Origin of the sequence: Nocardia sp. CA-136227, from assembly GCF_050955695.1 — a bacterium.
Classification (GTDB): Bacteria; Actinomycetota; Actinomycetes; order Mycobacteriales; family Mycobacteriaceae; genus Nocardia.
Genome location: NZ_CP192081.1, coordinates 7,511,859 through 7,523,969, shown reverse-complemented (window position 1 = coordinate 7,523,969; position 12,111 = coordinate 7,511,859). Strand labels below are relative to the sequence as shown.

The following is a 12,111-nucleotide window of genomic DNA, read 5'->3' as shown; positions in this document are numbered from 1 at the left end:
CTGTCACAGGACAGGGTCACACACTCCATCGCCGCGGTCGCGGCAATCGTCAACGCGTGGCCGAGATGTTCGCCGACGCACGGTCGCCGTGATCGTTCCCGGTTGCCTACGATCGGTGGCGTGGCAGGCCGTCGAAGCGGATGGTTCCGGGCACCCCGGAACAACGAATGGGTGCAGCAGGCCCGGTCGATGCTGACGGCGGCCTTCCTCGATATGGATCGGCGGCAGAGCATCGCCGAGGCCGCCGTCGACGCGTCCGCCGCGCTGTTCCCCGAACGCGGCGCGGCCGCGCGCTGGGAACCGGTGCGCGCCCGCTGCTATGACGCGTCCGGCGCCTACCTCGCCCTCGACGAGCGCCTCGAGCAGGTGGAACGCGATGGCACGGGGGTCGTCGCGCAGCCCGAGATCGACGGCGTGGTCCGGCGGCTCACCGACGCCGCGCGGGCCGTCGACGACTTCTACCGCGGCGATCAAGCCCACCTCGAGCACGCCGTCGCGGTGTTCGGCTCGGTGCCGCAGCTGGTCTCGCAGACCCGCGCGGACGCCCAGCGGATCCGGCAGCAGGCCGACGCCTCCCCGTACGCCGCCTACCCCTCGGTGCGGCAATGCGCGGCGGCTCTGGATGAGGCGCTGCTCACACTCGAGGCCGCCGCGATCGGCGGCGCCGGGGCACCCGCCCGCGACGCCGCGACCCGGCTCGACTCGCGTACCCGCGAGCTGTCCAGCGCCCTGGAAGCCGCTCCCGGCAAACAGCATTCGGCCAGCACCGCGCTGGCGTCGGCGGCCACCCGGCTCGATGCCGCCCGCAACCGTCTGGACCGCGTCCCCCCGGCCATGTCCGCGCTGCTGCGGGAATTCGCGGCTGCGTCATCGAACGATTTGGCCAACAATGAGCGACAAGCCCGGGAGGCCGTCGAGGCCGCCGACGCGGACCTGGCCCGCGCCCGGGCCGCCCTGGCCGCCCACGACCCGGAGGACGCGCTCGACCTGACCACCACCGCCCGCGCCCGCCTCGCCGCCGCCGAGGAGAGCGCCGAGGCCGTCACCGACCGGCTCGCCCAGCTACGCGCGGTCCGGGAGCAACCGGCCGAGCGCGCCAAGACCGTTCGCTTCAAACTGCGCGACGCGCAGATGCTGGCGGTCAACAAGGGCGTCGTCCCGCAATGGGGTTCGGTGCTCGACGCCCAGGCCGAACGCCTGGACCGGGCCACCGCGGGCCTGACCGGCCGCCATCCCGACTATTGGGCGTACGTGTCCGAACTCGACGCGATCACCGCGTTCGTCGCCGGAGTCGTCGAACGCATGCGAAATACCGACAGATAGACCGAAAGTCACCAGGAGGACGTCCGCGACGATGACCGCGATGATCACCAGCGACCCGGACGTCGCACCGGTCTCCTTGCGGAAGCGCTTCCCGCTGCGGCATTTCCGGCAGGTGCCGGGTCCGGAGCTGCGGCGGCTGTTCCACCGCCTGCCCGAGGCCTTCGGCGGCTCCCGCGATCGCGACCTGCTCGCCATGGCGCTGGGCGCGACCCTGTACGTGCCCGCGACCCGCGCCGACCTCACCGCCACCATCCTGCGCCGCGCCGAACGCGGCGTCTGCTCGATGGTCATCGACCTCGAGGACGCGGTCGCCGACCACGCCGTCGAATACGGGAAATGGCAGGCCGCCGTCACCCTCGACGAACTGGCGGCCAGCGGCGAGGCCTACCCGCTGCTGTTCGTGCGGGTGCGCGACCCGCAGAGCATCGGCGAGATCGCCGGACGACTCGGGGCGGGCGCGACGGCGCTCACCGGATTCGTGCTGCCCAAGTTCGACAGCGCCTGCGCCGCCGACTACCTGGACGCGCTGGAACTCGCCTCGGAACGGCTGGGCCGCACCGTCTTCGGCATGCCCGTGCTGGAATCCCCCGCCCTGGTGCACCGCGAGACCCGCGACCGGGAACTGGGCCGCATCGGCGAACTGCTCACCGCGCACCGTGACCGCATCCTCGCCGTCCGCATCGGGGCCACGGACATGTGCTCCACCTTCGGGATTCGCCGCGACCGCGACCTGACCATCTACGACGTGCGCGTGGTCGCCGACGTCATCGCCGACATCGTCAACTATCTGGGCCGCGCCGACGGCACCGGATTCACCATCACCGGACCGGTCTGGGAGTACTTCGCCGACCACACCCGCATGTTCCGGCCGTTGCTGCGCACCGCCCCCTTCGCCGAGGTGGACGCGGTCCCGTTCCGGCAGTCGCTGGTCAGCCGGGACATGGACGGGCTGCTGCGGGAGATCACCCTGGACCGCGCCAACGGCATCCAGGGCAAGACCGTCATCCACCCCACCCACGTCGCGGTCGTGCACGCGCTGTCCATCGTGACCCACGAGGAATACGCCGATGCCGCCGACATTCTCAGCACCGGCGCGGGCGGCGTCGCCGCCTCCGAGTACCGCAACAAGATGAACGAGATGCGCCCGCACCGCAGCTGGGCCCACCAGATCATGCTGCGCGCCCGGGTCTTCGGCGTCGCCAACAAAGGAGTCTCCTTCGTGGACCTGCTCAAGGCCCTGGTCGAATCGTGAGCGCCGACCCCGCCCTACCCGCGGCCACCCGCGAACTCCCCTGGGCCACCCGTGAACTCGGCCTCACCCTGCACCACACGGGCACCTGCCTGCCCGGTCCGGAATGGCGCGTGGAGACGCTCGTCGAACCCGGGCTGCGCCGCAATCCGCGCCGCGCCCACCTGCTGGTCTCGACGGTGCTCGGCAAGCATCTGCCCACCGACCCGCACCGGGTGCTCGACGCGGGGGACCGGCTCGGTGACCTGGTGCTCGACGTACTCGCCGCGTCCGGTGACCGGCCCGGCAGCGCCGTCGTGCTCGGCTTCGCCGAAACCGCGACCGGGCTCGGCCACACCGTCGCGGCCCGCATCGGCGCGTGGTGCTACCTGCACTCCACGCGCCGCGACGTGCCGACCGCCGACACCCTCGCGGGCTTCGAGGAGGGCCACTCGCACGCCACCTCCCATCTGCTGCAACCGATGCCCGCCGGGGTCTTCCACAACGACCTGCCCATGGTGCTGGTCGACGACGAGATCTCCACCGGCGCAACAGCGCTGGACGCCGTCCGCGCCCTGCACGCCCTGACCCCGCGCACGCACTACGTCCTGGCGTCCCTGGTGGACATGCGGACCGACGCCGACCGCCGCGCTTTCGAACAGGCGGCCGCCGACCTCGGCGCGCGCATCGACACCGTCTGCCTGGCGGGCGGCAGCACCGTGCTGCCCACCGACCTGATCGACGCGGTCGCCGCACTGCCCGAACCCGTGCTGAACCCGGTCGCCGAACGGCGGGGCGCCTGCGCCCGGGTCGAGATCCCCTGGCCCCACGATGTTCCCGAGGGCGGCCGCCACGGCTTCCTCGACTCCGACACCGAACCCTTCGAGGCGGCGCTCGCCCGCGCCACCAAAGCCCTCTCCGCCGAACTGGCCGAACCGCGGCCGGTCATCGTCATCGCCCACGAAGAACTCATGTACCTGCCGCTGCGCATCGCGGCGGGGTTGGCGGACAACGGGATTCCCGCCCGCTACCAGACGACGACGCGGTCACCGGCCTATGTTCTCGACGAACCGGGGTACCCGCTGCGCCGCGGATTCCGCTTCACCGCGCCCGAGACCGGCGAGGACGCCCCGCGATACCTGTACAACGCCCGGTGGCCGGGCGAGGATCGGGCGGTCGATCCGATCCTGCTGGTCGTCGTCGACACTCCGGCGGACACCGAACGGCTCACGGCCGCAGGCGGACTCGTCGACGTGCTCACCGCGTCGGGTTCCGACGTGCTGCTGGCCGTGCTGACCGAATCGGACCCGCGCGCGCTCGCCGCGACGCGTGCGGCGCGGCCGGAACCGTTGTACGGGCCGGAGTTCGGGTCGTACGCGCGCGACGAGGTGGCGTGGCTGCTCACGGATCTGTCCGGTGTCGCCCTGGAAGCCGATGTGGCCGAGCGCGAACGGCGGATCCAATCGGGGGCGGCGCACTACGCGGAATCGCTGCCGGTGGAGTACCAGCCGGACGCCGAGTACCGGGAGCTGTTCGACCGGGTGCTCGCGCAGAGCGCCGAGCGGCTGGCGCTGGCGGTGGCGACCGTCGCGGAACTGGTGGTCGCCGAGCGCGGGGACGACATCGTGCTGGCGTCGCTGGCACGGGCCGGGACACCCGTCGGGGTGCTCATGCGCCGGTGGCTGGGGAGCCGGGGGATCGAGGTCCCGCACTACGCGGTGTCGATCGTGCGCGATCGCGGAATCGATTCGGCCGCACTGGATCACCTCGCGCGCGATCACGATCCGGCGCGGGTGGTGTTCGTGGACGGCTGGACCGGCAAGGGAGCCATCACCCGCGAGCTCGACGCGGCGCTGGCGGCGTATCACGCGGCGGGCGGGGCCCGGTTCGACCCGGACCTGGCGGTACTGGCCGATCCGGGTGGCTGCGCGCGGACCTTCGGCACCCGGGACGATTTCCTGATCGCCTCCGCGTGCTTGAATTCGACAGTGTCGGGCCTGATTTCGCGCACGGTGCTCAATGACCGGCTGCTCGCGCCCGGACAGTTCCACGGCGCCAAGTTCTACCGCGACCTCGCGGGCGAGGACCAGTCCAACCGCCTGCTGGACGCCGTGAGCGACTGCTTCGACCGGGTGCGCCCGCAGGTGGACGCGCGGGTGCGCGAGCTGCTGGCCGCAGACCGGACCCCCACCTGGGCCGGCTGGGCCTCGGTGGAGCGGGTGCGGGCCGAGTACGGGATCTCGAGCGTGAACTTCGTGAAACCCGGTGTGGGGGAGACCACCCGGGTGCTGCTGCGGCGGGTGCCGTGGCGGGTGCTGGTGCGTGATCCGGACGCCGGCGAGCACGCGCACATCCGGCTGCTCGCCGCGGCGCGCGGCGTGCCGGTCGAAGTCGTGCCGGATTTGGCGTACGCCTGTATGGGCTTGATCAAGGAAGTGAAGGGATAGCTGGTGCAGCAGCGCGAGGTGATGGTGGCGACCGATCTCGATCGGACGCTGATCTATACGCGAGCGGCTTTCGGGAACGCGAACCCCGACACGGTGTGCGTGGAAGAGTATGAGGGACAGCCGCTCTCGTACATGACGGTGACGGCGGCCGAACGGCTGAAGATCCTGACCGAGACCGCCGCCGTGGTACCGGTCACCACCCGCACCATCGAGCAGTTCCAGCGCATCCGCCTGCCCGGCGGGCCGTGGCCCTACGCCGTCACCAGCAATGGCGGCAGCATCCTGCGCAACGGGCTGCCGGACCGGCGCTGGCGTTCCGCCCTCGACGCCCGGGTGCGCGCCGAATGCGCCACCCTCGTCGAGGTGCGCGCGGAATTGCGTGCCCGCGTGGACGAATCGTTCGCGCTGCGACTGCGCGAGGCCGACGACCTGTTCTGCTACCTGGTCGTGGACCAGGAGCGGCTGCCCGCCGGATTCCTCGCCGACTGGGACGCCTGGTGCCGCCCGCGCGGCTGGTCGGCCTCGCAGCAGGGCCGCAAGATCTACGCCATGCCGACCCCGGTGTGCAAAAGCCATGCGGTGCGCGAAGTTCGACGCCGCATGCTCGACTCGGGCGAACTGCGCGCCGGGTCGCCGCTGCTGGCCGCCGGCGACGGCTCACTCGACGCGGAGATGCTGATCAGCGCCGACGCCGCCATCCGGCCACGGCACGGTGAGCTGGAGCAGCGGAACTGGCGTCATCCCCGCGTGGCGGTCACCGGGGCTTCCGGTATCCAGGCGTCCGAGGAGATCGTCGACTTCTTCCTCGGCGTGAGGGCGCTGCGGTAGGCGTCAATCCGCGGTCAGGGTACGAACTTTCGAGACGGCCAGGGCCGCTTCGGGTCCGGTCGCGCGCACTTCCAGCCGATGCCCGGGGAGTACGCCGAGGGTGAGGACACGGGTCAGGCTGTCGCCGGGCACCGGTCCGACGCCGGTGGTGTCATTGCGCAGTTCGACGTGTGCGTCGAAATCCCTTAGAGCCGAGACCAGCTCGGCTGCCGGTCGGGCATGCAATCCGTGCCGACCGGTCACTTCGAATATCTCGGTGACGGCCGAGTTATCCACAGGTGCACTACCTGTGGATGAATGTGGATCGATCGCGCCCCCCGGTTCTGTGGATGAACCCAGCTGCGACCGCTTCGCGGTGAGCGCGCCGTCGGCTTCGCGGGCGACGGTCTCCAGATCAGCGCCGCCACCCGCCACGGCCAACGCCACGACCAGACCCTCGACCAGCGGTGCTGCCGAGAGGTGAACCCGCACCGGGGATTCGAGCAGATCGAGCGCGGTCTCGGCGGACAGCACGGCGCTCCCCAGATCCATCAACACCAGCACGCCGTCCCCGGAATCGGCCTCCCGGACAGCGTCGGCGACCGCGACCGCGTCGGTGCCGAACTCCGCCGCGGACAGGCCCGCCGCGATCCGCACCGCCACACCCTGATCGGGCAGCAACCCGGCGGCCAGCGCCACCGCGGCCTCGGCCAGCGCGCGGCTGTGCGAGACCACCACCAGTCCGATCATCGCAGGGCCTGCCGGGCCGCCCGCACCAGCAGGGCGGCACTGGTCGCACCCGGATCCTGGTGTCCCGCACTGCGTTCACCCAGATACGACGCCCGGCCTTTGCGCGCCACCAGCGGCGTCGTGGCATCGCGACCGGCTTCCGCCGCGGCGACCGCGGCGTCCAGCGCGACCTCGGCCGAGGCGCCGCCCGCGACTTCCTCGTCCAGGGCGTCGGCCGCTGGACCGAGGGCATCCACCATGGTCTTGTCCCCGCGATCGGCCTTCCCGCGGGCGATCACACCGTCCAGACCCGTCCGGAACGCCCGAGCGAAATCACCGATCTCCGAACCACTCTCGATGGAGCCGGCGAAGCGCAGGAAGAACGTTCCGAACAGCGGACCGCTGGCGCCGCCGATGGTGCGGATCAGTACCAGGGCGGTCTGCTTCATGGTCTCGGCCGGTGACGACGAATCATCCAGTGCCGCAATGGCCGCTGTCATGCCCCGCTGCATATTCGTCCCATGGTCCGCGTCGCCGATGGCGGCGTCCAGCGCGGTCAACTCGGTGGCGTGTTCGTCCACCAGCGCCGCGAATCCGCGCACCCACGCCGAGACGTCGACCGCCGCCATCAGATGCCCCACCGCAGCGCCGGAGTGCGCACCGGCGCGTCCCACAGTGCCGTCAGCTCCTCGTCCAGCCGGGTCACCGTGACCGAGCAGCCCGCCATGTCGAGTGATGTGATGTACGGCCCGACCAGCGAGCGCTCGAGGTGGATCCCGCGCCCGCGCAGGATCCGCGCCACTTCGTCGAACATGAGGTACAGCTCGATGAGCGGCGTCCCGCCCATGCCGTTGACGAAGCACAGCACCCGATCACCCGCGGTGAACGGCAGATCCGTGAGAATCGGCTCCAGCAGCATCCCCGCCACCTCGCGGGCCGGGGCCAGCGGCACCCGCTCCCGGCCGGGCTCGCCGTGGATGCCGATGCCGATCTCCATCTCGGCGTCGCCGAGCTCGAAGGTGGGGTGCCCGACGGCGGGGACCGTGCCGGAGGTCAACGCCATCCCCATGCTGCGCGAGCACGCGTTCACCCGCTCCGCGATGCGCGCCACCTCGTCGAGCGGCCGGCCCTGTTCGGCGGCCGCGCCCGCCATCTTCTCCAGGATCACCGTCGCGCCGACGCCGCGCCGCCCGGCGGTGTAGGTGCTGTCCTGTACCGCCACATCGTCGTTCACCACGACCGCGCGGACCTGCGCGCCGGATTCGGCGGCGGCCAGTTCGGCGGCCATCTCGAAATTCATCACGTCGCCGGTGTAGTTCTTCACGATGTGCAGCACGCCCGCCCCGGAATCCACGGCGGCGGTGGCGGCCTGGATCTGATCGGGCACCGGGGAGGTGAAGATCTCGCCGGGACAGGCCGCGTCCAGCATGCCGAGGCCGACGAAGCCGCCGTGCAGGGGTTCGTGACCGGAGCCGCCGCCCGAGACCAGGCCGACCTTGCCCGGGCGTGGCGCGTCGGCGCGCACCACGATGCGTTGTTTCGTGTCCACCCGCAGCTCCGGATGCGCCGCGGCCATCCCGGCCAGGGCGGCGTCCACCACGTCGGCCGGATCGTTGATGAGCTTCTTCACCGAAATCTCCCGTCGGAAGGCCGGTTCGGGTCCCTGTGAGTCAGACTCGCACCGCCCGTGCGGCGGCGACGCGGTTTCGGGCTTTTGCGACGGGATTCGGGCTAAGCCAGCGGTTCCGCGGTTTCCTCGAGGGTGCGGGCCAGTTCGATGTCGGTGACCAGCTGCACCATCAGATCCCGCAGTTCACCGTCGGGCAGATGGTCGGCGGCGAATTCGAAGGGTTCGGAGACGTCCAGGCCGCCCTGGGTGGCGGCCAGGATCACCCACGGAATCCCCACCTCGGCCACGCCGAGCCGTTCCCGGATCAGATCGGTGGTGTCCTCCACCAGGGCGGTGCGCGCGGCCACCGCGGCCGTCATCTGCTCGTCCAACTCGATCCGGCGGCGCTCCAGCAGACCCGCGTCCGCTCTCGCCTCCTGTTCCGGGGTGGTGCGGACCGAACCGTCGTCGAAGACCTGGAAGCCCTCGTTCACGCAGAGGGTGCCCAGCGACACCTCGGCCTCGGCCAGCTCCGGCAGGGTGCGCAGGCAGTCCAGCACCGCGTCCAGCGCCGCCACCAGGCGGTCCCGAATATCGCGGCGGCGCACCAGCTCCCGATCGGCGTCCTCGCGCTCGGACAGCACCTGCTCGACCGCGCGCCCGATCTGGAATGCCATGGCGGTGGATTCCGGGGCCCAGCCGCCGCGCGGCGTGAACTCGCCCTCCTTGGGCGTGATGGTGTCCAGGAAGGCGTTCACCGCGTCGAGCAGGTCGCGCAGCTGGTCACGGGACACGGCCGGGTGCCGGAAGGCGCGTAGGTACTGTTCGTGCGCTTCCGCGGGTTCCACCTCACCGTCGCTCACGGTGCCGATACTGCCACGCGTTCCCGGCATACTCGGCCACCACGCCTCCAGCCCGTGTCGCCGCGTTCTCGTAGAGTGGCAGCGACCGCACTGTCAAGCGAAGGGTCGATCGTGTCCGCAGTTTTGGTGAAGGGCCAGAACGGTCCGCTGAGTGTCCACGAACTGGTGATCAGCGTGGAGGTGGCCGCACCGGCCGATCTGTCCGCGCTACTCGTCACCCCGGCGGGCACGGTGCGCACCGACGCCGATTTCGTGTTCTTCAACCAGCCCTCGGGGCCGGGGGTGACGCTGCGCCCCGGTGCGCCGGGCACGCCCGCCGTGCTGGCGGTGTCGCTGGACGCGATTCCCGCTGATATCGAACAGCTTCGGGCCGTCATCACCCTCGACGACGCCAACGGCAGTTTCGGGCAGCTGTCCGCGCCCGTGGCCCGGGTCTCCGACGCCGCCGGAAACTCGCTGTACGAGTACCGGATCGAGGGCCTGAGCACCGAATCCATCGTCATCGCACTGGAGTTGTACCGCCGCCAGGGCAGCTGGAAGGCCCGCGCGGTCGGGCAGGGGTACGCGGGCGGCTTCGCCGCGCTGGTCACCGACCACGGCGTGCGCGTCGACGACGCGCCGCAGCCCGCTCCCGTGTCCGCGCCCGCACCCGAGCAGTTCGCCCCGGCCACCGGCGGATATCCGCCCCCGCCCGCGCAATTCGAGCCCACGGGCGGCTACCCGCCGCCACCGGCGCCCACCGGCGGCTTCCCGCCGCCGCCCCCGCAGGGCCAGCCCACCGGGGGCTACCCGCCGCCGCCTCCGCCGCCGCCCGCGCCGCAGGACGATCGCGATCTGCCCACCGGACATGTCGTCAGCCTGGTCAAGGGCCAGCGCATCAACCTGCGCAAAGAGGGCGGCGGCGCACTGAGTTACGTGAAGATGGGGCTGGGCTGGGATCCGGTCAAGCGCGGCGGCATCTTCGGCAACAAGGCCGTGGACGTGGACCTGGACGCCTCGGTGGTGATGTTCGCCGGGCACGGCCCCGTGGACGTCGTGTACTACGGCAGCCTCAGCTCCAAGGACGGGTCGATCCGCCACCAGGGCGACAATCTGACCGGTGAGGGCGAGGGCGACGACGAGGAGATCAGCGTCGACCTGTCGCGCATCTCGCCGTCGGTCACCACCCTGCTGTTCATCGTGACCTCCTACAAGGGCCACACCTTCGAACAGCTCGCCAATGCCTACTGCCGCCTGGTGGACAGCGCCACCAATGCCGAGATGGCGCGCTTCACCCTCACCGGCGGCATGCCGTTCACCGGCATGGCCATGGGCAAGATGTTCCGCCCGGCCCCCGGCGCGGACTGGAAGTTCCAGGCCCTCGGCGAGGGCTTCCAGGCCAAGCACCCGGGCGAGGCCGTACCGCAGCTGGCCCGCTTCCTCTGAGGCGGTGAGCGGGCCCCGGCCCTGAGCGACCGCTCAGGGCACGGGTTCCGGCCGCCGCGGCCACAGCCACGACGGCAGCCACGGATCCTGGGGATCCGGGGCGCGGTCGAGCACACCGCCGCCCGGATCGTCGGCGCCGTCGCGGCGCACCGGATCCTCGGCGGGACGGTAGATCTGGCGGATCACCAGGACGCACAACGCGATCACCGCCAGATCGCGCACCACCACGGTGCCGGTGAACCACTGCTCGGGCAGACCCTTGTGGTCCGGGCCCAGGTAGTAGTACATGCGCGGCACCCACACCAGGGCGTCGATCGTCATCCACGCCAACAGGATCCGCCGGTGCGGCAGCGCCAGCACGGCCAGCGGCACCAGCCAGATCGAATACTGCGGGCTCCACACCTTGTTGGTCAGCAGGAACGCCGCCACCACCAGGAAGGCCAGCTGCGCCAGCCGCGGCCGCCGCGCGGCGGTCAGGCCGATCCAGCCGATGCCCGCGCACGCCGCGAGGAACAGCAGCAGCGACACCGTGTTCAGCACGGTCGGCACGTCCTGCGGACCGAGCACCCCGTCGAATCCGGCCCAGCCGGTGAACGAGGTGATCACGTTGTAGATCGAATCCGGGTCCGCGTGCCGTTCGGTGTTGAGCCGGAAGAACTCCCACCAGCCGTTCGGGTACAGCGCCGCGATCGGCGCGTTCACCGCCAGCCAGGTGATCGCGGCCGACGCCACCGCCGCGCCCGCGGCCCGCATCGGCGGCAGGCCGCCGAAGGCCGCGTCGTCCTCGTCGCGCCGATAGGCGCGGACGCACAGGATCAGGATCGGGCCCAGGAGCAGCAGCGGATACAGCTTCGCCGCCCCGCCCAAGCCCAGCAGGATGCCCGCCAGCACCGGGCGGCGGCGGCCCCAGGCCAGCAGGCCGCCCGCCGCGAAAGCCGTTGCCAGCAAATCGAAGTTGGTGAACGCGTGCACCGCCACCAGCGGCGACAGCGCCACCAGCGCGGCATCCCAGACCCGCCGTCCCGCCGACAGCGCGGTCGCCCAGATGGTCACCAGCCAGGCCAGCGCCAGGCCGATCGCCACCACATTGAAGTAGATGACCACCTCCAGCGCGCCGCTGCCCGGCAGCGGAGAAACCTTCCACGCCTTGGCGATTCCCATGGAGATGTACTGGTACATCCCGGACAGCACCGGGTACTCCATGTAGCGGACCTGCGGCTTGCCGTCGCTGAACTCGACCCACTGCTTCTTGTACGGGAACGCGCCCTCGTTGAGATGCTCGGCGCCGTACAGCGGCACCGTGTCCGAGTAGCACATGGCCAGGTACTGGCGGCCGTTGTTCCAGTCCAGGCCCATGACTCCCGAGGAGTCCGGCCGCTGCTGGATGCAACCCGCCTTGCCGAACCAGCCGAACGCCAGGAACAGCACCGCGAACGCCATCAGCACCCGCATCGGGGTCCAGAAGCGGACCCGGCCGATCACCGCGTGGTCGCCCACCGGGCCGCCGAGCGGATCGCACAGCTGCGCGGTGAGCGTGTCGGTGCGACTCGGCTTGTCCCGGTCGTCGACCGACCGCAGATCGTCCGCCAGCGGCGCCGGCGACTCGTAGCCGACCGGCGTATCACGCTGCGCGCGAGCCTGTTCCACTCCTGCTGCCTCCCCCGGCTCCGGCGCCGCGCC

10 protein-coding genes are annotated in these 12,111 nt (G+C 71.2%); 5 read left to right on the top strand and 5 right to left on the bottom strand.

The window, feature by feature from the left end; all coding sequences use genetic code 11:
- Positions 1-120 precede the first annotated feature (120 nt).
- The 4 genes from ACQP06_RS34805 to ACQP06_RS34790 are packed head-to-tail and all read left to right on the top strand — an operon-like array spanning position 121 to position 5,826.
- Positions 121-1,323 carry a hypothetical protein gene (locus ACQP06_RS34805; protein WP_433669346.1) on the top strand — a complete coding sequence of 401 codons (1,203 nt, stop codon included), beginning with the start codon at positions 121-123 and terminating at the stop codon, positions 1,321-1,323.
- A gap of 40 nt (positions 1,324-1,363) precedes the next feature.
- A complete protein-coding gene (locus ACQP06_RS34800) occupies positions 1,364-2,575 on the top strand; it encodes an HpcH/HpaI aldolase/citrate lyase family protein (protein WP_433673525.1) in 1,212 nt (403 codons plus the stop codon).
- Positions 2,572-4,998 carry a phosphoribosyltransferase gene (locus ACQP06_RS34795; RefSeq protein WP_433669345.1) on the top strand — a complete coding sequence of 809 codons (2,427 nt, stop codon included), beginning with the start codon at positions 2,572-2,574 and terminating at the stop codon, positions 4,996-4,998. Before ACQP06_RS34800 ends, ACQP06_RS34795 begins: the two co-directional genes overlap by 4 nt.
- Positions 4,999-5,019: 21 nt before the next feature.
- On the top strand, positions 5,020-5,826 hold the full coding sequence (locus tag ACQP06_RS34790; protein ID WP_433673524.1) for an HAD family hydrolase: 807 nt from the start codon (positions 5,020-5,022) through the stop codon (positions 5,824-5,826).
- Between the two features lie 3 nt (positions 5,827-5,829).
- On the opposite strand, the gene dhaM is transcribed toward ACQP06_RS34790, so the two are convergent.
- From dhaM to ACQP06_RS34770, 4 genes are all read right to left on the bottom strand, one after another.
- Complete coding sequence (gene dhaM, locus ACQP06_RS34785; RefSeq protein ID WP_433669343.1) at positions 5,830-6,555, bottom strand: dihydroxyacetone kinase phosphoryl donor subunit DhaM; 726 nt, start codon at positions 6,553-6,555, stop codon at positions 5,830-5,832.
- Complete coding sequence (gene dhaL, locus ACQP06_RS34780; RefSeq protein ID WP_433673523.1) at positions 6,552-7,163, bottom strand: dihydroxyacetone kinase subunit DhaL; 612 nt, start codon at positions 7,161-7,163, stop codon at positions 6,552-6,554. Before dhaL ends, dhaM begins: the two co-directional genes overlap by 4 nt.
- Positions 7,163-8,164, bottom strand: a complete 1,002-nt coding sequence (gene dhaK, locus ACQP06_RS34775; RefSeq protein WP_433669341.1) for a dihydroxyacetone kinase subunit DhaK — start codon at positions 8,162-8,164, stop codon at positions 7,163-7,165. The genes dhaL and dhaK overlap by 1 nt, the downstream gene beginning before the upstream one ends.
- Before the next feature lie 101 nt (positions 8,165-8,265).
- Entirely contained in the window at positions 8,266-9,006 is a 741-nt protein-coding gene (locus ACQP06_RS34770; protein WP_433669339.1) for a hypothetical protein, read from the bottom strand.
- A 111-nt stretch (positions 9,007-9,117) separates the two neighbouring features.
- On the opposite strand from ACQP06_RS34770, the gene ACQP06_RS34765 reads away from it, so the two are divergent.
- The gene (locus ACQP06_RS34765) at positions 9,118-10,431 is read left to right on the top strand and encodes a TerD family protein (RefSeq protein WP_433669338.1); all 1,314 of its coding nucleotides are present in this window, start codon (positions 9,118-9,120) and stop codon (positions 10,429-10,431) included.
- 33 nt (positions 10,432-10,464) lie between these two features.
- Here the strand turns inward: ACQP06_RS34765 and ACQP06_RS34760 are convergent, their stop codons facing one another.
- Entirely contained in the window at positions 10,465-12,078 is a 1,614-nt protein-coding gene (locus tag ACQP06_RS34760) for a glycosyltransferase family 87 protein (RefSeq protein ID WP_433673522.1), read from the bottom strand.
- Positions 12,079-12,111 lie beyond the last annotated feature (33 nt).